At 71.6% G+C, this 19,092-nt stretch carries 19 protein-coding genes; 9 read left to right on the top strand and 10 right to left on the bottom strand.

Annotation, left to right across the window (positions count from 1 at the left end; all coding sequences use genetic code 11):
• Positions 1 to 2,163, bottom strand: a 2,163-nt coding sequence (locus tag D1825_RS17945) for a glycoside hydrolase family 9 protein (protein ID WP_118768772.1), incomplete at its 3' end; no start/stop codon positions are given.
• Positions 2,164 to 2,290: 127 nt separating this feature from the next.
• Positions 2,291 to 2,950, bottom strand: a complete 660-nt coding sequence (locus tag D1825_RS17940; protein WP_118768771.1) for a GNAT family N-acetyltransferase — start codon at positions 2,948 to 2,950, stop codon at positions 2,291 to 2,293.
• Between the two features lie 84 nt (positions 2,951 to 3,034).
• Between D1825_RS17940 and D1825_RS17935 the strand changes: the two genes are divergently transcribed.
• From D1825_RS17935 to D1825_RS17925, 3 genes are read left to right on the top strand one after another with little or no spacing between them, the layout of a single operon-like run.
• Complete coding sequence (locus D1825_RS17935; protein WP_118768770.1) at positions 3,035 to 3,961, top strand: ABC transporter ATP-binding protein; 927 nt, start codon at positions 3,035 to 3,037, stop codon at positions 3,959 to 3,961.
• Positions 3,958 to 4,794, top strand: coding sequence for an ABC transporter permease (locus D1825_RS17930; protein WP_118768769.1), 837 nt, complete (start codon positions 3,958 to 3,960; stop codon positions 4,792 to 4,794). The genes D1825_RS17935 and D1825_RS17930 overlap by 4 nt, the downstream gene beginning before the upstream one ends.
• The gene (locus tag D1825_RS17925; RefSeq protein WP_118768768.1) at positions 4,791 to 5,618 is read left to right on the top strand and encodes an ABC transporter permease; all 828 of its coding nucleotides are present in this window, start codon (positions 4,791 to 4,793) and stop codon (positions 5,616 to 5,618) included. The genes D1825_RS17930 and D1825_RS17925 overlap by 4 nt, the downstream gene beginning before the upstream one ends.
• A gap of 97 nt (positions 5,619 to 5,715) precedes the next feature.
• On the opposite strand, the gene D1825_RS17920 is transcribed toward D1825_RS17925, so the two are convergent.
• Positions 5,716 to 6,591 carry a hypothetical protein gene (locus tag D1825_RS17920; RefSeq protein ID WP_118768767.1) on the bottom strand — a complete coding sequence of 292 codons (876 nt, stop codon included), beginning with the start codon at positions 6,589 to 6,591 and terminating at the stop codon, positions 5,716 to 5,718.
• Positions 6,592 to 6,735: 144 nt separating this feature from the next.
• Between D1825_RS17920 and D1825_RS17915 the strand changes: the two genes are divergently transcribed.
• Together D1825_RS17915 and D1825_RS17910 are read left to right on the top strand one after the other, a co-directional pair.
• Positions 6,736 to 7,275 carry a peptidylprolyl isomerase gene (locus tag D1825_RS17915; protein WP_118768766.1) on the top strand — a complete coding sequence of 180 codons (540 nt, stop codon included), beginning with the start codon at positions 6,736 to 6,738 and terminating at the stop codon, positions 7,273 to 7,275.
• A 76-nt stretch (positions 7,276 to 7,351) separates the two neighbouring features.
• Positions 7,352 to 8,134, top strand: a complete 783-nt coding sequence (locus tag D1825_RS17910; RefSeq protein WP_233549977.1) for a rhomboid family intramembrane serine protease — start codon at positions 7,352 to 7,354, stop codon at positions 8,132 to 8,134.
• A 116-nt stretch (positions 8,135 to 8,250) separates the two neighbouring features.
• On the opposite strand, the gene D1825_RS17905 is transcribed toward D1825_RS17910, so the two are convergent.
• Positions 8,251 to 8,499: a cell division protein CrgA gene (locus D1825_RS17905; RefSeq protein ID WP_118768765.1), complete on the bottom strand. Its 249-nt coding sequence runs from the start codon at positions 8,497 to 8,499 to the stop codon at positions 8,251 to 8,253.
• A gap of 164 nt (positions 8,500 to 8,663) precedes the next feature.
• Between D1825_RS17905 and D1825_RS17900 the strand changes: the two genes are divergently transcribed.
• Genes D1825_RS17900 through D1825_RS17890 form a run of 4 tightly spaced genes read left to right on the top strand, consistent with a single transcriptional unit; the run spans position 8,664 to position 11,093 of the window.
• Complete coding sequence (locus D1825_RS17900; protein ID WP_118768764.1) at positions 8,664 to 9,497, top strand: DUF881 domain-containing protein; 834 nt, start codon at positions 8,664 to 8,666, stop codon at positions 9,495 to 9,497.
• The gene (locus D1825_RS17895) at positions 9,494 to 10,309 is read left to right on the top strand and encodes a class E sortase (RefSeq protein ID WP_118768763.1); all 816 of its coding nucleotides are present in this window, start codon (positions 9,494 to 9,496) and stop codon (positions 10,307 to 10,309) included. Before D1825_RS17900 ends, D1825_RS17895 begins: the two co-directional genes overlap by 4 nt.
• The gene (locus D1825_RS18350; RefSeq protein ID WP_158580775.1) at positions 10,309 to 10,470 is read left to right on the top strand and encodes a hypothetical protein; all 162 of its coding nucleotides are present in this window, start codon (positions 10,309 to 10,311) and stop codon (positions 10,468 to 10,470) included. Before D1825_RS17895 ends, D1825_RS18350 begins: the two co-directional genes overlap by 1 nt.
• Complete coding sequence (locus tag D1825_RS17890) at positions 10,470 to 11,093, top strand: aminodeoxychorismate/anthranilate synthase component II (RefSeq protein ID WP_118768762.1); 624 nt, start codon at positions 10,470 to 10,472, stop codon at positions 11,091 to 11,093. The genes D1825_RS18350 and D1825_RS17890 overlap by 1 nt, the downstream gene beginning before the upstream one ends.
• A gap of 63 nt (positions 11,094 to 11,156) precedes the next feature.
• On the opposite strand, the gene pknB is transcribed toward D1825_RS17890, so the two are convergent.
• Genes pknB through D1825_RS17860 form a run of 6 tightly spaced genes read right to left on the bottom strand, consistent with a single transcriptional unit; the run spans position 11,157 to position 19,091 of the window.
• On the bottom strand, positions 11,157 to 13,148 hold the full coding sequence (pknB, locus tag D1825_RS17885; protein WP_118768761.1) for a Stk1 family PASTA domain-containing Ser/Thr kinase: 1,992 nt from the start codon (positions 13,146 to 13,148) through the stop codon (positions 11,157 to 11,159).
• Positions 13,148 to 14,401 carry a serine/threonine-protein kinase gene (locus D1825_RS17880; protein WP_118768760.1) on the bottom strand — a complete coding sequence of 418 codons (1,254 nt, stop codon included), beginning with the start codon at positions 14,399 to 14,401 and terminating at the stop codon, positions 13,148 to 13,150. The genes pknB and D1825_RS17880 overlap by 1 nt, the downstream gene beginning before the upstream one ends.
• The gene (locus D1825_RS17875; RefSeq protein WP_118768759.1) at positions 14,398 to 15,849 is read right to left on the bottom strand and encodes a peptidoglycan D,D-transpeptidase FtsI family protein; all 1,452 of its coding nucleotides are present in this window, start codon (positions 15,847 to 15,849) and stop codon (positions 14,398 to 14,400) included. The genes D1825_RS17880 and D1825_RS17875 overlap by 4 nt, the downstream gene beginning before the upstream one ends.
• Positions 15,846 to 17,282: an FtsW/RodA/SpoVE family cell cycle protein gene (locus tag D1825_RS17870; protein WP_118768758.1), complete on the bottom strand. Its 1,437-nt coding sequence runs from the start codon at positions 17,280 to 17,282 to the stop codon at positions 15,846 to 15,848. Before D1825_RS17870 ends, D1825_RS17875 begins: the two co-directional genes overlap by 4 nt.
• A gap of 10 nt (positions 17,283 to 17,292) precedes the next feature.
• Positions 17,293 to 18,606, bottom strand: coding sequence for a Stp1/IreP family PP2C-type Ser/Thr phosphatase (locus D1825_RS17865; RefSeq protein ID WP_118768757.1), 1,314 nt, complete (start codon positions 18,604 to 18,606; stop codon positions 17,293 to 17,295).
• Complete coding sequence (locus D1825_RS17860; protein WP_118768792.1) at positions 18,603 to 19,091, bottom strand: FHA domain-containing protein FhaB/FipA; 489 nt, start codon at positions 19,089 to 19,091, stop codon at positions 18,603 to 18,605. Before D1825_RS17860 ends, D1825_RS17865 begins: the two co-directional genes overlap by 4 nt.
• Position 19,092 lies beyond the last annotated feature (1 nt).

The raw sequence follows: 19,092 nt of genomic DNA, 5'->3' as shown, positions 1-19,092 counted from the left end.
GGCGACGAGGGTCGTCGTCGTCCCGTTGACGCGCAGGACGTCGTAGCCGGCCAGGCCGCTGCCACCGGTGTCGGTGGACGCGGTCCAGGTCAGGGTCGCGCCCGTCTGCGTGACGCCCGACGCGGTGACACCGGCCGGGACCGAGGGCGCGGTGGTGTCCGGCGTCGGCGGGACGGTCGTCGGCTCGGTGCCCCAGATGAGCTTGCCGCCGTCGTACAGCGTGATGGCCTTCGTCTTGACGAGGTCGGTCCCGTTGAGCCCCGCGAAGGACGGGTCGTTCGCCGCGTTCCACGGGGAACCGCCGGTCACCCGGAACTGGATCTCGCGGCGGTGCTGCGACTGGCCGCCCGGGTAGATGTTCTGCCCGATGCAGCCGACCTCGACGTAGTAGAGGCTGCCGCCGGCGGACACGGGCTTGCCGGTCTGCGGGCCGCACTCGCTGTAGTTGGCGGAGAACGCCAGGTTGGCCGCGGAGTCGCCGGCGTCGAGCGTGAACCAGTAGCGCAACGTGCCGTTCTTGAGCGACCGGGCCGGGAACGCCGACTGGTTGCGGATCATGGCCTTGATCTCGGTGAAGTTCGCGGTGGCCGGCTGGTTGAGCTTGGCCTCGACGAAGATCTCGTCGCCGTCCGGCTTCTCCGCCACCGGGAACGTGGTCAGCGCCGTGCCGCCGTACTCCTGGACGAGCCGCGCGAGCGCGCTCGAGAACCCGGCGTTGTAGTCGGTCGCGACCTCGTTGGAGACGTAGTCGGACCGGCTGTCGGTGTAGGCGTCGTTCGCGCCGCTGGGACCGCCGACGAGCGCGCCGTACAGCACGTGGCGCGTCGCGACCGGGTCGGTCAGGGAGTCGAGCCAGGAGCCGTGCGCGGTGCGGTGGTGCGGGTTCTGCGGCGGGTTGGCCCCGAAGCCCACGACGTAGCTCGACTTGCGGGGGTTGTCGCCGAGCGCGTAGTTGATCTGCCGGACGCCGAAGTCGTGGTACCTCGCCTTGCGCGTCGCGTCCGTGATCCAGTCGGAGTAGACGAGGGCGACGAACGACGTGTTCGCGGCGTAGCGCAGCGACCCCCAGCTGTCGAGGACCGCCTCCCCACCGGGCGAGTACGGGACCCGCTGGCCGTTGACGCCGACCGTCCAGTAGTCGAGCCAGCGGTTCGCGTCGTCGATGTACTTCTGCTTGCCGGTCTCCATGGCGAGCAGCGCGTAGGTCGCGTACGTCTTGTCGTCCCACGCGACGGTCCACTTGTAGGAGTGCGTCGAGGTCTGGTTCTCCACCGACAGGCCGTCGTACGCCGCCTCGGCCTTGGCCAGGTAGGACGCGTCACCGGTCGCCTTGTAGAGCCAGTAGGCGCCCCAGACGAGCTCGTCCTGGTAGCCGGACCACGACTTGTAGTAGGCCGCCGCGGCGGTGACGCAGTCGGAGTACTTGCCACGGTAGGTGTCCGCGAAGCTGTAGAGCTGCTTGGCGTTGAGCAGGAGCTTGGCCGAGTAGGCCGGGTCGTCCGTCTTGAACAGGATCGACGCCGTGGCCAGGGACGCGGCGGTCTCGCCCGCGACGTCGGAGCCGGGGCAGGACGGGTCGATCTTGTACGACGGGCGGGCCATCGTCATGACCTCGGCCGGGCCCCACCACTTGTGGTCGGCCTCGCCGTCGCCCACCTGCACGTACAGCTCGTTGGGCGCGGTGTGCGCCTTGAGGAAGTAGTCGTTGACGTGGCGCAGGCTCGACTTGAGCTCGTCGAGCTGGCCCGACGTGGTGTACCCCTGTGGGCTGGCGATCGCACCCCACGCGAGCATCGTCGAGGTGAACGCCATCGGGAGCCCGAACTTCACGTGGTCGCCCGCGTCGTACCAGCCGCCCGTGAGGTCCTTGCCCACGTCGGCGCCGTCGGTCAGGCCGGAGTCGCCCCGCCAGCTCACCCGGAAGTCGTCGGGCAGGTCGCCCGAGCGCTGCGCGTCGTAGAAGTACATCGACTTCTGCAGCGCCTCGGCGTAGTTGAAGGCGGGGTCGGCGGCGCTCGCAGCGGTCGCGAGCGGCGCGGCGAGCATGCCGGCCGCGAGGGCGAGGGTGGCGCTGACCGCGACGGCCGCGCGGCGGCGGTGGGACCGCGGCGGCTCGGCGTGCCCGGCGTGCCCGGACGAGGTGCCGGGATCGAGGCGTGACATGGGGATCCCCTTCTGCGTCGTTGAAGATGGGCGCGGGCACACGCCCGCTCGCGCATCGTCCAGGCGGGGCGGAAGGGGGTCAACGAGCCGAATCGATTAGGAGGCGGCGTTGGTTCCACGTGAAACGTCAGGTGATCTGCAGGAACTCCCGGACCGGCTCGAGGCCGGTGTACGTGACGTCTAGCCGCTGCTCGTCGGGCCGGGCCGTCCAGGCCTCGCGCGTCAGCACGTACCGCAGGTTGACCGACGGCTCGTCCTCGCGCAGGAGCATCTCGCTGCCGTTGGCCGCGTAGCCGATGCGGCGCGTCACGGCGTTGGACGCGGGGTTGTCCTCGAACGCGCCCGTGGTCGCGCGCTCGGCGCCCAGGCCGTCGAACAGCAGGTGCAGGACCATCAGGCGCATGCGCGTGCCGACACCCTGGCCCTGGAACCGTCGGCCCAACCATGATCCTGACTCCGCCGTGCGCAGCCGGGGGTAGTGCGTGCTGCTGATCGACTGGATGCCGAGCACCTCGCCCCGGCGCAGGACCGCGAGCTCGAGCGCCCACGCGTCGGGTGCCATCCGCGACCGCGTGCCCCACTGGTAGGTGAGGACCGAGCGCGCCACCTCGGTGGGCGTGCCGCGGGTCCACGGGACGAAGAACGGCATCGATCCGGGGTCGTGCACACCCTCGGCGGCGAGCTGCGCGAGGGTGACCAGGAGCTCGTCGTCGGGGGTCCGCAGCTCGAGGTCTCCGCAGGTCAGGGAGAGTCCGGCGGGCGGCCACAGGTCGGCGAGCGTCGTCATGGCTGCAGGCTGGTCGGCACCCCGCAGCCGGGTCAAGCCGATTCCGTTCGTCGGCTGTGGGAGGCACCGCATAGGTTGTCCGGCGTGAGTGCTCCCGTCATCGCCGCCCAGGGTCTGACCAAGACGTTCGGGGACCTGACCGCCGTCGCCGGCATCGACTTCGAGGTGCCGCCGGGCGAGTCGTTCGGGCTGCTGGGTCCCAACGGGGCGGGCAAGTCGACGACGATGCGGATGGTCGGCGCGGTGTCGTCGCGCACCTCCGGGTCGCTGACCGTGCTCGGCCTCGACCCCGAGACGCACGGGCCCGAGATCCGCTCCCAGCTGGGTGTCGTCCCGCAGGAGGACAACCTCGACACCGAGCTGCGCGTGCGCGACAACCTCATCGTCTACGGCCGGTACTTCGGGCTGCCGCGGCGCCTGTGCGCGACGCGCGCCGACGAGCTGCTGACGTTCGCCCAGCTCGAGGACAAGGCCCGCGCCAAGGTCGACGACCTGTCCGGCGGCATGAAGCGCCGGCTCACCATCGCGCGCGCGCTGATCAACGAGCCCCGCATCCTCATGCTCGACGAGCCGACGACGGGCCTCGACCCCCAGGCGCGTCATGTGCTGTGGGACCGGCTGTTCCGACTCAAGGAACGCGGCACGACGCTGGTGCTGACCACGCACTACATGGACGAGGCCGAGCAGCTCTGCGACCGCCTGGTCGTCGTCGACCACGGCCGGATCATGGCCGAGGGCAGCCCGGCGTCGCTGATCCGCGAGTACTCGACCCGCGAGGTCGTCGAGCTGCGCTTCGGCTCGGACCACAACGCGTCGGCCGCGGCCCAGCTCGAGGGCGCCGCCCAGCGTGTCGAGGTCCTCCCCGACCGCGTGCTGCTCTACACCGACGACGGCGAGGGCCTGCTCGAGCGCGTCGCCCACCTCGGGTTGCACCCCACGACGAGCCTGGTCCGCCGGTCGAGCCTCGAGGACGTCTTCCTGCGCCTCACCGGGCGGAGCCTCATCGAATGACCGTCGTCGAGCCCATGACCGAGGCCGCGATCCGGGGTGCCGAGCGGCCCCGGCGGTTCGGCGCGCTCTACATCGCCGAGCACCAGGTCCGTGCCATGCGCGCGTACGGCTGGACGATCGTCGTCACCGCCGTGGGGTCGCCGCTCGTCTACCTGCTCGGGATCGGCCTCGGGCTGGCCGCCTTCATCGACCAGCCGGTGGCGAGCGGAACCGCGGGGCCGGTCGACTACGTGTGGTTCGTCGCGCCCGCACTGCTCGCAGCAGCCGCGGTGGGCGTGGCCCTCGACGAGTTCACCTACGTGGTGATGGCCGGCTTCAAGTGGCGCCGGATCTTCTGGGGCATGAACGCCTCACCCGTCTCCCCCGAGCAGATCTGCACGGGTCTGATCCTGTCCGTCGGCGCGCGCATCCTGTTCACCACCACCGCGTACTACGCGCTGATGCTCGCGTTCGGTGCGGTCGGCAACCCGTGGGCCGGGCTCGCGATGCCGTTCGTCGGGCTGCTCGCCGGGCTGGCCTTCGGACTCCCGCTGCTCGCCTACTCGGCCAGCCTGAAGGACGACGGCGGTCAGTTCGCGGTGGTGCAGCGCTTCATCTTCACGCCGCTGTTCCTGTTCTCCGGCACCTTCTACCCGCTCGACAGCGTCCCGGCGTGGCTGCAGTGGATCGGGTGGGTGTCACCGCTGTGGCACGCGAGCGAGCTCGGGCGGGACCTGTCCTACGGCACGAGCGGCGGCTGGCCGTGGTGGACGCACCTCGCGGTGCTGCTCGTGATGGCCGGCGTCGGCTGGGTGCTCGCGCGCCGCACGTTCGTGGGGAGGCTGCGCGGATGAGCATCGTCGAGAAGGCCGTCAACGCCCGGTCGGGTGGCGGTGGCGTGCGGGCGCTGTACTCGGGCAACGCGCGGATCGTCGTCGCGCGCGGGTTGCTCGCGACCAAGAGCACCAACTGGGTCGTCGTGTTCTCCGGGTTCTTCGAGCCCGTGTTCTACCTGCTCGCGATGGGCTGGGGGCTCGGGCAGTTCATCGGCGACGTCACGCTCCCCTCCGGCACGGTCGTCTCCTACGCGGCGTTCATCGCGCCCGGTCTCCTGGCGGTCTCCGCCATGAACGGCGCGGTCTACGACTCGACGTGGAACGTGTTCTTCAAGATGCACTTCGGCAAGCTCTACGACTCGATGCTCTCGACGTCGATGGGCCCGCTCGACGTGGCGCTCGGCGAGATCCTCTACGCGCTGCTGCGCGGCGGCGTCTACGCGATCGGGTTCCTCACCGTGATGCAGGTGCTGGGGCTGAACCTGTCCTGGACGGCCGCCCTGGCGATCCCCGCGGTGCTGCTCGTGGCCTTCGGGTTCGCGAGCCTCGGCATGGCGATCACCAGCTACATGAAGACCTTCCAGCAGATGGACTGGATCAACATCGTCATGCTGCCGATGTTCCTGTTCTCCGCCACGTTCTACCCGCTGAGCGTGTACTCCGAGCCGATCCAGTGGCTGATCAAGGCGCTGCCGCTGTGGCACGCGGTCGAGCTGGTCCGCTCCCTGACGACGGGCGACCTGACCGGTGCGATCGCGATCCACGTGGCCTACTTCGCCGCGATGATCGCCCTCGGGCTCTCGTTCACCACGGTCCGCCTGCGCGCGCTGTTCCTCGACTGATACCGCCCGTCGACTGACGCTGCCCGACGTACGACGGGATGACGAAGCCGCGACCTCCCCGGAGGGCGGCCGCGGCTTCGCGGTTCGAGCGGGTGGCTTACGCCTCGGCGTCGCCCGACTCGGTGGGCTTCTTCGGCGCGGCGCGGCGGGTGACCTTCTTGGCGGTCTCCGTGGCGGCGTCGGTGGCCTCGCTGATCTTCTCGACCGCCACGTCCTTGACCTCGGCGACCTTCTCGCCGAGCGACTCGGCGGCGGCCGAGACGGAGTCGGCGGCCTTGCGGGTCGCCTCGCGGCCCTTGGCGACCGCGCTGCCGGCGGCCTCGCCGATCGAGTCCGCGGCGTCGCCGAGGTCCGACTTGGTGGAGGACGTCGAGCCGAAGGTGTCGGTCGGCTCCCAGGGCTCGGCCCACGGGTCGACCGTCGTCTGCGAGCGGCGCCACGCGGCGAAGGCCGCACCAAGCCCGAGCAGGCCGATGACCAGCACGAACACCTTGCCACCGCGGTGCTTCTTGCCCGCCTTGGCGGCTGCCGCCGCGGCGACGGCGGCCGAGCCGGCGTTCGCCTTGTCGGCAGCGGCGTCCGCGGCCTTCTCGATGGCGGCGCCCGCGCGGACGGCGGCGTCGTTCATCGCCTGGATCAGGCGCGGGAGGACCTCGTCGACGATCTTGTCGTGCGCGGTGTCGATGGCGGGGCTCGCCTTCTCCGCGGCCGTCTGCACCTTGGGCGCGGCGACCTTCACGCTCTCCTTGTAGAGGTGCTCGACGCGGGGCACGAGCCAGTCCACGAAGGCCTCGACCTTCGGCGTCGTCCACTCCTTGGCGCTCTCGGCGGCGTCCTGCGCCTTGCCGGCGGCCTGCTTCGCGCCTGCGGCGGCCGAGGTGGCCGCGTCGCTGAGGGTCGAACCCAGGTCGGCAGCCTGTTCCTTGATCTTGTCCGTGTCCACGTCGATCTTCGGATGGCGGGTGAAGGGCATGTCTACTCCCTGGTCAGTCGGCTGCACTGACTGCCCACTCTGCCATCTCGTCGGGCAGCGCGCAGGGGGGAATTCGCGAGGACGAGGGCATCACCACACAACCCGCACGGACGCGCGCGCGTGGTGCGTGACAGACTGGGCGCCATGTTTGCGACCCTGCACACGTCCGCCGGAGACATCCGGATCGAGCTCTACCCCAACCACGCGCCGACGACGGTCGAGAACTTCGTCGGCCTCGCCACGGGTTCCAAGCCGTGGAGCGACCCCAAGACGGGCGAGGACCGCACGGACCCGCTCTACAACGGCGTCGTGTTCCACCGCGTGATCCCCGACTTCATGATCCAGGGCGGCGACCCGCTGGGCACCGGCCGCGGCGGCCCGGGCTACCGGTTCGACGACGAGATCCACCCCGAGCTGCGCTTCGACCAGCCGTACCTGCTGGCCATGGCCAACGCGGGCAAGCAGCTGGACCCGATCACGGGCAAGGTCGGCGGCACCAACGGCTCGCAGTTCTTCATCTCGGTCGCCCCGACCGAGTGGCTCACCGGCAAGCACACGATCTTCGGCAAGGTCGCCGACGACGAGAGCCGCGCCGTGGTCGACACGATCGCCTCGGCGCGCACGCGCCCCGGTGACCGCCCGGTCGACGACATCACCATCGAGTCCATCGACATCGAGGACTGACATCTCCGAGGAGCTCGCCGCGAACCGGCCGGCCGCACCTCCGGTGTGCCCGCGACACCCCGACCGGGTGTCGTACGTGCGCTGCCAGAGGTGCGGCCGGCCGGTCTGCGCGGACTGCCAGCGGCCCGCACCGGTCGGCGTGCAGTGCCCCGACTGCGTCGCGGAGGCCGCCGCGGCGATCCCCGCCCGGCGCACGACGCTGGGGGGCCAGCTCCGGCAGGGCCCGCCCGTCGTCACGCTGACGTTCATCGGGCTGTGCGCGGCGAGCTACGTGATCGGCCTGGTCAACCCCGCGTGGGTCGACCAGCTCGCGTTCAACCCCCTGCTCGGCCAGAGCCAGCCGTACCGGTTCCTCACCGCGGCGTTCCTGCACGCCTCGACGATCCACATCGCGTCCAACCTCATCGCCCTGTGGTTCATCGGCCCATACCTCGAGCAGGCGCTCGGGCGAGCGCGGTTCACCACGCTGTACCTGCTCGCCGCAGTCGGTGGCCAGGTCGGCGTCGTGCTTCTCGCGGGGCCGACGGGCAGCTGGAACACCTGGGTCGTCGGCGCGTCCGGCGCCGTGTTCGGGCTGTTCGGCGCCATCTTCTTCGTCATGCGCCGGCTCGGCGGGAACGCGACCGGGATCATCGGCGTGATCGTGCTGAACGTGTTGATCGGGTTCGTCGTCCCCGGCATCGCGTGGCAGGCCCACGCGGGCGGGCTCGTCGTCGGTGCGCTGCTGGGTGCCGCGTACGCGTTCGCCCCACCCGCGCGGCGGCGGCTCGTCGCGGTGGCCGTGCCCGTGGCGCTCGTCGTCGTCATGGCGGTGGCGGTCAAGCTCGTCTACGCGAGCGTCAACATCGTCTTCCTGTAGCCCCTCACACGGACCGACGGGGCCGTCCACAGCGGGACTCACACCTGTGGAACTACACCAGTGTAGTTATCCACATTGTGCGTAAGTCCTGTGGACGGACCCGCGAAACCTGTGGGTCAGCGCCAGCGGGTCGTCATGCCGAAGCCGGCGACGATGAGCACGCCGCCGATCGCCAGGTTCCACGACCCGATGGACGGGATCGGGTACTGGGACTGCGACAGGTACGTCACGACGATCCAGGCCAGGCCGAGCAGCATGAGCCCGAGCATGACGGGTACGAACCACGGCGGGTTGACCTTGGGACCGGCCGACTTGGTGGGCGGCGGGATGTACGCGGCCTTCTTGCGGGACCTCGACTCGGGCACGTCCGGTACTCCTGTCCGGTGGCGGCCGAGCCGCGCATCGTCGCGGGCGGCCGTGGGGGCGCGTGTGGATAGGCATGTGTACGGCTACGGCTCGCGCGCACCAGCGCGCGAACCATGGCCTAGCGTAGTGCGCGGGAACCACCGCCTGAGCATCCGGAGACTTCGTGAGCGACCACCCGCACCGCGCGCGGCGCTCCGTGGCGCGCGGAACGGTCTCCGTGGCCATCGTGCTCGCGCTGTCCGGGGCGCTGTTCGCGGCGAACGCCAAGTTCGCCCAGGCCTCGGGCGGGGACCGGCACCCGCAGGACCTCAACGACCTCGCGCGCGTCGAGCTGGGCCGGGTGGACACGCTCACGAGCGAGGTCGACGCACTGCACACGGACGTCGACGCGCTGGCCGCGTCCGCGAACGCGGCCAGCGGCACGACGGTCGGCTCGCCGACCACCGCCTACCTGGTCGAGTCGGGGTCGACCGAGGTCACGGGCCCGGGCCTGACCGTCCGGCTCGACGACGCCCCGTCCGATTCGCCGCGCCGCGACGACATCGCTCCCGACGTGCTCGTCGTGCACCAGCAGGACCTGCAGGCCGTGATGAACGCCCTGTGGGCGGGCGGCGCGGAGGCGATGGCGCTCATGGACCAGCGCGTGATCTCGACGAGCGCGTTCCGCTGCGTCGGCAACGTCCTGCGGCTGCACGGCCTGCTGTACTCCCCGCCGTACGAGGTACGCGCGATCGGCGACCCGGACAAGCTCCGCGCGGCACTCGACGCCGATCCCTCGGTCGACGCCTACCAGCGTGATGCCGCCGACGTGGGGCTCGGCTGGAACGTCTCGTCGGGCAGCCTCGACCTGCCCGCGTACGCCGGTGCGACCGAGCTGACCTCGGCGTCCGTCCCGACGGGCACGCCGATCCTGCCCGGCCTCCCCGCGGCGGGCGAGCCCTCGCCGGCGCTGGACGTGCCGAAGGCCACCGCGACCCCCGACGAGCGCACCCGATGAGCGACCAGCCGACCGCCGCGCCGACGAGCGGCCGCAGGAAGTCCTCGCGCGGCGCGCACATCGCCTACGGCATCGTCGGGGTGATCGGCGAGCTGCTCATCACGCTCGGCGTGCTCCTGTTCGGCTTCCTCGTCTGGCAGCTGTGGTGGACCGACGTGCAGGGCAACCGCGCCCAGGCCGAGATCGTGCGCGAGATCGTGCGCGAGACCCCGCCCGCGCCGACGGCCGGGGCGACGAAGGGCGCGGTGAAGATCGCCGAGCCGCGGCGGGACGCCCCGCCGGTGCTCGCGCAGCAGCCGCACGCGACGACGTTCGCGACGATGCAGGGCCCGCGCTGGGACGGTGAGCCGGAGCGACCGATCAGCGAGGGCACCGACCGCGCGACGGTCCTGGACGTCCTGGGCGTGGGGCACTACGAGGGCACGGCGATGCCGGGAGACATCGGCAACTTCGCCGTCGCCGGCCACCGCACCACGTACGCCAAGCCGTTCAACCGGGTCGCCGAGCTCAAGAAGGACGACGCGGTCGTCGTGCGGACCTCGACGCTGGACGGCGGGAAGGGCACGGACACCTGGTACGTCTACCGGGTGGTCTCGACCCAGATCGTCGCGCCCACCGACGTCGCCGTGATCGCCCCCGTGCCGAGCGAGCCGGCCGCTGAGCCGACCAAGCGCATGATGACCATGACCACGTGCCACCCGATGTTCTCCGCGCGCGAGCGGTACATCGTGCACCTCGAGCTCGACTACTGGGCACCCGTCTCCAGCGGGACCCCGGCCGAGCTGGTCGAGCAGACGACGGCGAAGGGCTGATGATGTACGGATGGCTGTGGCGGCACCTGCCGGGCCCGACGCTCGTGCGCGTGCTCATCTCGCTCGTGCTGTTGGCCGCGGTGGTCGCGGCATGCTTCGCCTGGCTCTACCCTGCAATCGCCCCGCACATGCCCTTCAACGAGACCACGGTGGGTGAGTGATGACCCGGATCCTCGTGATCGACAACTACGACTCCTTCGTCTACACGATCGTCGGGTACCTGGACCAGCTGGGTGCCGAGACGGTCGTGGTGCGCAACGACGCCGTGCCGCCGCTCGCCGAGCGCGCGGGTTACGACGGCATCCTCGTCTCGCCCGGGCCGGGCACGCCCGCCGAGGCCGGCGCGAGCATGGATGTCATCCGCGACTGCGCGGCGACGGGCACCCCGATGCTCGGCGTCTGCCTGGGCCACCAGGCCCTCGGCGAGGTGTTCGGTGGGACCGTCACGCACGCGCCCGAGCTCATGCACGGCAAGACGAGCGAGGTCGCGCACGACGGTGAGGGTGTGCTGACCGGGCTTCCGACGCCGTTCACCGCGACGCGCTACCACTCGCTCGCGGTCGTCGACGGGACGGTCTCGGACGAGCTCGAGGTCACCGCGACCGCGAACGGCATCATCATGGGCCTGCAGCACCGCACGCTCCCGCTGCACGGCGTGCAGTTCCACCCCGAGTCGGTGCTGACCGAGGGTGGCCACCGCCTGCTGGCCAACTGGCTCGAGATCTGCGGCTCGACCGACGCCGTGTCCCGCTCGGAAGGGCTGCACCCGCTCGTCCGCCTCTGATCGGACGGCGCTCCAGACGCACGAAGGGCCGGTGACCGTGAGGTCACCGGCCCTTCTGCGGTCTTACGGAGCGGGTGGTGCGGGTGTTGTGGCGTTCGGGTCCGGAGTGGCCGGACCCGAGGAGACGTGGATCTCGACGATCTGGTCGAGCTCGACCTGGGTGCCGGGGCCCGGGTCGGTGTACAGGACCCTGCCGGCCTCGACGTCGTCGGACGGTTCGTCGACGCGCGTGGGAGTGCCGGTGATGCCGGCCTCCTTGATGGCCTTGACCGCGTCGTCGTAAGTCATGCCGATGAGGTCGTCCGGCACGACCGCGTTCGTCGGCGCGACGGCGACCTCGAGCGTGATCTGCGTGCCCTGCTTGAGGAGGCCGTCGCGGTCCTGGCTGAGGACGGTGCCCGGCTTCTCGTCGGCGGTCTCCTTCTCACGCACCACGGGGCGCATGTTCAGGTCGTTGTTGAGCTTGTCGGTGGCTTCCTTCTGGTCCTTGCCGACGAAGCTCGGCACGTCGACCAGGCCCGTGGAGACCGAGAGCTGGACGGCGGTGCCCGAGTCGACCGAGGCGTCCGCCTCGGGATCGGTCTTGGTGACCTGGCCCTCGTCGTACTTGGGGTTGTCGTCGGACTTCTGGGTGGGATCGATCGTCAGGCCCAGACCTGTGAGGATGTCCGACGCCTCCTGGACCGACTTGCCGGTCACGTCCGGGACGGTGACCTTGCCGGTGCCGGTCGAGATGGTGACCGTGACGGTGTCCCCGACCGTGGCCGTTGCTCCCTCGGCGGGGAGCGAGGAGATGACGCTCCCCTCAGGGATGCTGTCGGACGTGCCCTGCTCGCCCTTGTAGACGAGGTTGAGCTCTTGCAAGAGGTTCTTCGCCTCGGTCTCGGTCTTCCCGACGAGCGTCGGCACCGTGACCGTCTCGGGCTCCTTCTCCTTGTTCGCGTTCGCGATCAGGAGCGCCACGATGCCGGCGACCGCGAGCACCGCGATGGCGACGAGCAGCCAGATGAGCCAGGGCCGCTTGCGCTCCTCGTCCTCGGGCACGGTCGCGACCTCGGCGAGGCCGGTCGTGCCCCACGGCGGCTGCGTGGGCGGGAGGGCCTGCGTGATGGGCGCCTGGGGCGCGAGCACCTGCGTGGCCTCGGCCGCGGCGACCGCGGGGACGATCGTGCCGACGGCGGGCGCCGCGACGGCACCGCCGCGCAGCACGGCCTCGAGGTCGGAGCGGAACTCGGCCGCGGTGGAGTACCGCGAGTCGCGCTCCTTGGCCAGGGCCTTGAGCGTGATGCGGTCGAGTGAGTCCGGCACGTCGGACGCGAGCGTGCTCGGCACCGGCGCGGGCTCGCGCACGTGCTGGTAGGCCACCGAGACGGGCGAGTCGCCGACGAACGGCGGGCGGCCGGTCAGCAGCTCGAAGAGCAGGCAGCCGGCGGAGTACAGGTCGGAGCGGGCATCGACGGTCTCGCCGCGCGCCTGCTCGGGCGACAGGTACTGCGCGGTGCCGATGACGGCCTGCGTCTGCGTCATGGTCGCGGCCGAGTCGGCGACCGCGCGCGCGATGCCGAAGTCCATGACCTTGACCGCGCCCGTGGGCGTGAGCATGACGTTGGCGGGCTTGATGTCGCGGTGCACGATGCCCGCGTGGTGGGAGTACTCGAGCGCCGAGAGAACGCCGGCCGAGATCTCGACGGCCTCCTCGATCGGCACGGCGTGCCCGTCGCGCAGGATGTCGCGGACGGTGTGGCCCTCGACGTACTCCATGACGATGAAGGGCACGTGCCCGACGACGCCGGTCGCCTCGGTCGTGACGTCCTCGCCCGTGTCGTACACCGCGACGATCGCCGGGTGGTTGAGCGAGGCCGCCGCCTGCGCCTCGCGGCGGAAGCGGTTCTGGAACGAGGGGTCGCGCGCCAGGTCCGAGCGCAGGATCTTGATCGCGACCGTGCGTCCGAGCCGGGTGTCGTGGCCGATGTGCACCTCGGCCATGCCACCACGGCCGATGAGCTCGCCGACCTCGTACCGTCCGGCGAGGATCCGGGATCCGTCGTCCACCACTAGGCGTCCTTCACTTCCGTCGCATGAGGGTCTGCGTCACGCACACCCTGAGGGATCATCGCATCGAACGCACCGTCACGAGGGTACTGACCGGTCACCGGCCCTGCCACGACCTGCAGCGTCGCGCCGGGATCGGCCGCCGACGCACCGATGAGCCTGTCGGCGAACGCCGCCCCGAGCAGCCCGACGAGCAGCAGGAGCAGCGCCACGAGCGGCCAGCCGAACCGGCGCGAGCCCACCTGGACCCCGGTCTCGCCGCGCTCGGTGCGGTGCAGGTGCGCGCCGCCGTGCCCGCTGGTCCGGGCCGGCGGGCGCCGGTCGGCGGGCGGAGGGAACGAGGGCGGCGGCGCGGGGTTCCGGCGCGTGGGCTGCACGATGGGGTCCGGGGCGCGCTCCGGCACGGTCGTGACCAGCACCGGGACGCCGCTGGGCGGGGTCCGTGGCACGAGGCGGTCGAGCGTCTCGGCCAGCTCGGCGCCCGACTGCGGCCGCGCGGCCGGGTCCTTGGACAGCAGGCGCATCACGAGGTCGGACAGCGCGCGGTCGACCGTGGCGGGCAGCGGCGGCACGGGGTTGTTCACGTGCGCGACGGCGATGTCGACGGCCGTCGGCCCGGTGAAGGGACGGTGCCCGACGAGCGCCTCGTACGCGATGATCCCGAGCGAGTACAGGTCGGACAGCGGCGTGGCGGCCCGGCCGACGGCCTGCTCGGGCGACAGGTACTGCGCGGTGCCCATGACCATGCCGGTGGCGGTCATCACCATCTGGTTCTGCGCGAGCGAGACCCCGAAGTCGGTGATCTTCACGCGCCCGCCGCGGCCCAACAGGATGTTGCCGGGCTTCACGTCGCGGTGCACGACACCGGCCTCGTGCGCGGAGTGCAGGCCGCGCGCGGTCTGCGCCAGGATCGGCAGCAGCTTGCGCGCGGGCAGCACGGGCTCGCGCTCGAGCAGGTCCGACAGCGGCTCGCCGACGACGAGCTCGATGACGAGGTAGCTGGAACCGTCCTGCTCGCCGTAGTCGAAAAGCTGGGCGATGTTCGGGTGCGAGAGCGCGGCGGAGTTGCGGGCCTCGGTGCGGAACCGGTCGAGGAAGCCGCGGTCGCCCGCGAACTCGGCCTTGAGCACCTTGACGGCGACCGAGCGCGCGAGGGACTCGTCGTACGCCTCCCACACCTCGCCCATGCCGCCGACGGCGATCTGCCGCACCAGCCGGTAGCGGTCGCCGAGCGCGATCCCGATGGCCGTCCTCATGAGCCCAGCACCGCTTCCATGACGGCACGGGCGATCGGCGCGGCGACGCGACCCCCGGTCGCCTCGCTCCCCGCGTTGCCGCCGTGCTCGACGATCACCGCGACGGCGACCTTCGGGTTGTCGGCCGGCGCGAAGCCGGTGAACCAGGCGTGCGGCGCGGCACCCTCGGCGTTCTGGGCCGTGCCCGTCTTGCCGGCCACCTGCACGCCGGAGATCTGCGCCGCGGTGCCGGAGCCGCTCTGCACGACGCCGATCATCATGTCGCGCAGCGTGGACGCGGTGCCGGGCGAGACGGCGGTCGACTTGAGGGTCGGCTTCGTCTCGGACACGACGCTCAGGTCCGCGGCGCGCACGCGGTCGACGACGTAGGGAGTCATCAGCCGGCCGCCGTTGGCGATCGCGGCCGAGACCATCGCCATCTGCAGCGGCGTGGCCTGCACGTCGAACTGGCCGATCGCGGCCTGCGCGGTCTGCGGGGCGTTCGCCGTGGCAGGGAAGCGGCTCGTGGCGGTGCCCATCGGGATCGTGAGGTCGTCGTCGTCGAACCCGAAGCGGTCGGCCTGCTCGCGCAGCGCGTCGACGCCCACGTCCATGCCGAGCTGCGCGAACGCGGTGTTGCACGAGACGCGCAGCGCGTCGGCGAGCGTGATCGGGTCGGCACCGCAGCCGCCGCCCCCGAAGTTGCCGATGCTCGCGGTGGTCTGCGGCAGGTCGAGACGCACGGGCGCCGGCAGCTCGGTCGACGCCTGGTACTCGCCGCTCTCGAGCGCCGCCGCGGCCGTGACCAGCTTGAACGTCGACCCCGGGGGGTAGGTCTCGCGGGTCGCGTTGCTGCGCAGCGGGTTGCCGTCGGTGTCGAGCAGCTTGCTGTAGGCCGCCGAGGCCTTCTTGCTGCTGTGCGACGCGAGCTTGTTGGGGTCGTAGCCCGGGGTCGAGACGAGCGCGAGGATGCGGCCCGTGGAGGGCTCGATCGCGACCACCGCGCCGGCCTGGCCCTCCAGCCCGTCGAACGCCGCCTTCTGCGCCTCGGCGTTGATCGTCGTCTCGACCGCCGCGCCCTCCGGCTGCCGGCCCGTGAGCAGGTCACGCACGCGGCTGAAGAACAGCTGGTCGCTCTTGCCCGTGAGGTTGGCGTTCTCCGCGTACTCGAGCTCGGTGCTGCCGTTCACGATCGAGTAGAAGCCGGTCAGGGCGGAGTACAGCTCGCCGTCGGCGTACTTGCGCTGGTAGTTGAAGGGGTCGTCGACCTTGACGGACTCGGCGATCGCCTTGCCGCCCACGACGATCGGGCCGCGCGCGTTGCCGAACTCCCGGTACAGGGTGCGGGCGTTGCGCGGGTCGGCGTTGAGGTCCTTGGCCGAGAAGAACTGGACCCACGTGGTCGCGCCCATGAGCGCGATGAACATGACGATGACGACCGTGGCGAGGCGGCGCAGGGGCTGGTTCATCGCACCGTCCTGATCCGCTCGGTGGGCTCGTCGTCGCCCTCCGGCTCGTCGAGGGCGGGGATGCCGCCGGCGGGCGTGAGCGCGGACAGCACCGGGGCGGGGCGGCGGGCGTCGTTCGAGATGCGCAGCAGGAGCGCGACGATGACCCAGTTGGCGAGCAGGGACGAGCCGCCGTACGCGAGGAACGGCGTGGTCAGGCCGGTCAGCGGGATGAGGCGCGTGACGCCGCCGACGACCACGAACGTCTGGAACGCGACGACGAACGCGAGGCCGCCGGCCAGCAGCTTGCCGAACCCGTCCCGCACGCCGATCGCGGTGCGCAGGCCGCGCTCGGCGAGCACGAGCGAGATCATCAGGAGGGCCATGAGGCCGGTCAGGCCGAGCTCCTCGCCCAGCGACGCGACGATGAAGTCCGACTCGGCGTACGGGACGGTGTCCGGCCGACCCTGCCCGAGGCCCGTGCCGAACAGGCCGCCGGCCGCCATGCCGAACAGGCCCTGCACGAGCTGCCCGGAGCCGCCCGGGGTGCGCGAGTAGACGTCCGGGTCGAGCGCGTGCAGCCAGGCCTCGAACCGCGCTCCGACGTGCGAGAACGCGGTCGCGGCCACGGCGGCGCCGCCGACGAAGAGCAGGAGGCCGATGACGACCCAGCTCAGCCGCTCGGTCGCGAGGTAGAGCATCGCGACGAACATGCCGAACAGCAGCAGCGAGGTGCCGAGGTCGCGCTCGAGCACCAGGACCGCGAGCGACGCGGCCCAGACGATGATGATGGGGCCGAGGTCACGCGCGCGCGGCAGCTGCAGGCCCAGCACCTTGGTGCCGGCCAGCGCGAGGGTGTCGCGGTGCGTGACCAGGTACCCGGCGAAGAAGATGGCCAGCGCGATCTTGGCGAACTCGGCGGGCTGCATGCCGATCGGGCCGATCCGCACCCAGATGCGCGCGCCGTTGATCTGCTGCCCGATGCCGGGCACGAGCGGCAGCGCCACGAGCGCGAGACCCACGACCATCGCGGTGTAGGTGTAGCGCCGCAGCGTGCGGTGGTCGCGCAGCAGGATCAGCACGATCGCGGCCAGTGCCACGGAGATCGCGGTCCAGGCGAGCTGGCGCCCTGCAAAGCCGTGGTCGTGGTTCGGCTTGGCCGCGTAGGCGAGGTCGAGCCGGTAGATCATCGCCAGGCCGACGCCGTTCAGCGCGACGGTCAGGGGCAGGATCACGGGGTCGGCGTAGGGCGCCCGCCAGCGCAGCACCACGTGCATGGCCAGCGCGAGCCCGACGAGGCCCGCGGCGTAGCCCACCACGTCGGGCGGGACCTCGCCCTCGACCCCGAGGCCGACCAGCGCGTAGGCACCGATGCCGATGATGAGCGCGATGGCCAGGAGCCCCAGCTCCGTGCCCCGGCCCGCCCGGACGCGGTGCGGCTCGATCGTGGTCATGACTACCGGCTCACGCATCGCCCGTGACGGCCGTCGACGGGGTCGGCAGCGGCGTCTGGGTGGGCGCGGGAGTGAGTGTCGGCGTGGGGGTGGGCGTCGGGACCGGCACGGTGGCGTCCTGCACGAGCAGGTCTACCTGCGTGCGCGCGGCCTCGAGGCTGTCCGCGTGGATGGTCTCCTCGACGCGCACGCGCAGGTAGGCGGACTGCAGGTCGTCGACCGCGACGTCGGTGGTCTCGACGAGCTGCGAGAGCTCGATCGGGCCGAGCGACTGCGGGATGCCGCGGAAGATCGCGACCTGACCGTTCTCGGTTCCCACGTAGTACTGCGTCTGCGTCCAGGCCCAGGAGCCGACGCCGACCGCGACGAGCAGCACGACGACGCCCGCCGCGACGATCCAGCCGCGCCGGCGACGACGGGGGGCGGGGGTCTCGTCGTGCTCGTGCTCGTCCTCGTCGACCTCGGCCTCGGCCTTGGTCAGGTTCGCGGCCCGGGCGGCCGGGCCGTCGGCCGCGCTCGTCGGGGCGTCGAACGTCGCGGCGGCCGAGCCGACGACCGTCGCGTTCGTCGTCGGGCCCGCGCCGTCCGCGAGGTCGTCGAGCTCGACGACGTCCGCGAGGACCACGGTGACGTTGTCGCCGCCGCCCGCCCGCAGCGCGAGCTGCACGAGACGGTCAGCGCACTGGTCGACGTCGGTGAGGGTGCGCAGCGTCTCGGCGATCGTATCCGCGCTGACGAAGCCGGACAGGCCGTCGGAGCACAGCAGCCAGCGGTCGCCCACGCGCGCCTCGCGCATCGACATGTCCGGCGTGACCTCGGCGTCGAAGTCGCCGAGCACGCGCATGACGACCGAGCGCTGCGGGTGGTGCTCGGCCTCCTCGGGCGTGATCCGGCCGATGTCGACGAGGTGCTGGACGAACGTGTGGTCGGTCGTGACCTGCGTCAGGACGCCGTCGCGCATGAGGTAGCCGCGCGAGTCTCCCAGGTGCACCATCGCGAGCTTGTTGCCCGCGCGCAGGATGGCGATGACGGTCGTGCCCATGCCGGCGAGCTCGGGCTCGGCCTCGCTGCGGGCGATGATCTCGTCGCGCGCGTTCTCGAGCGCGGCCTCGAGCTCGTCGAGCGCGTCGTCGGGCCCGTGCGACTCGCCGTCCAGCGGCGCGAACGCGGCGACCGCGACGCTCGAGGCGACGTCACCGCCGGCGTGTCCGCCCATGCCGTCGGCGACCATGAGCAGGTGCGGACCGGCGTAGCCGGAGTCCTGGTTGTTGCTGCGGACCAGCCCGACGTCGGACCGGGCCGCGTAGCGGAGCGCGACGGTCACCTCTGCAGCTCGATCACGCTCTGGCCCACGCGGACCGGTGTACCGGTCGCGAGCTGCGTGGGCGCCTCGACGCGCTGGTCACCCACGAACGTGCCGTTCGTCGAGCCCAGGTCCTCGACGAACCAGGCGCCGCCCTGCGGGAAGATGCGGGCGTGGCGCGACGAGGAGTAGTCGTCGTCCAGCACGAGCGTGCAGCCGGGCGCGCGGCCGATGAGGACCGACGACGAGGCCAGCGGGACAATCGTGCCGGTCAGCGGCCCCTCGGTCACGACGAGGCGCAGGTTCTGGGTGCGCTGCTGTCGCGGCGCCGGTGCGGCCTCGGGCGCGCTCGCCTCGGGAGCCGCGGCCCGCTTGCGCGCGGCGCGGCGCTCCACGATCCGCGTCCCGTACAGGTCACGGCGCAGCACGGCGATGGCGGACAGCACGAAGATCCAGAGCAGCGCCAGGTAGCCCAGCCGCAGCAGGGTGATCGTCAGCTCGCTCATC

The sequence above is a fragment of the Cellulomonas rhizosphaerae genome (assembly GCF_003470205.1).
GTDB classification, from domain to species: Bacteria; Actinomycetota; Actinomycetes; order Actinomycetales; family Cellulomonadaceae; genus Cellulomonas; species Cellulomonas rhizosphaerae.
This window is presented reverse-complemented; position numbering and strand designations above follow the sequence as displayed.

Coding starts and splice junctions, on each gene's coding strand:
- D1825_RS18350 (WP_158580775.1), top strand. CDS start 10,309: ATGATGTACGGATGGCTGTGGCGGCACCTGCCGGGCCCGACGCTCGTG.
- D1825_RS17925 (WP_118768768.1), top strand. CDS start 4,791: ATGAGCATCGTCGAGAAGGCCGTCAACGCCCGGTCGGGTGGCGGTGGC.
- D1825_RS17870 (WP_118768758.1), bottom strand. CDS start 17,282: ATGACCACGATCGAGCCGCACCGCGTCCGGGCGGGCCGGGGCACGGAG.
- D1825_RS17880 (WP_118768760.1), bottom strand. CDS start 14,401: ATGAGGACGGCCATCGGGATCGCGCTCGGCGACCGCTACCGGCTGGTG.
- D1825_RS17875 (WP_118768759.1), bottom strand. CDS start 15,849: ATGAACCAGCCCCTGCGCCGCCTCGCCACGGTCGTCATCGTCATGTTC.
- D1825_RS17915 (WP_118768766.1), top strand. CDS start 6,736: ATGTTTGCGACCCTGCACACGTCCGCCGGAGACATCCGGATCGAGCTC.
- D1825_RS17895 (WP_118768763.1), top strand. CDS start 9,494: ATGAGCGACCAGCCGACCGCCGCGCCGACGAGCGGCCGCAGGAAGTCC.
- D1825_RS17940 (WP_118768771.1), bottom strand. CDS start 2,950: ATGACGACGCTCGCCGACCTGTGGCCGCCCGCCGGACTCTCCCTGACC.
- D1825_RS17860 (WP_118768792.1), bottom strand. CDS start 19,091: ATGAGCGAGCTGACGATCACCCTGCTGCGGCTGGGCTACCTGGCGCTG.
- D1825_RS17930 (WP_118768769.1), top strand. CDS start 3,958: ATGACCGTCGTCGAGCCCATGACCGAGGCCGCGATCCGGGGTGCCGAG.
- D1825_RS17920 (WP_118768767.1), bottom strand. CDS start 6,591: ATGCCCTTCACCCGCCATCCGAAGATCGACGTGGACACGGACAAGATC.
- D1825_RS17890 (WP_118768762.1), top strand. CDS start 10,470: ATGACCCGGATCCTCGTGATCGACAACTACGACTCCTTCGTCTACACG.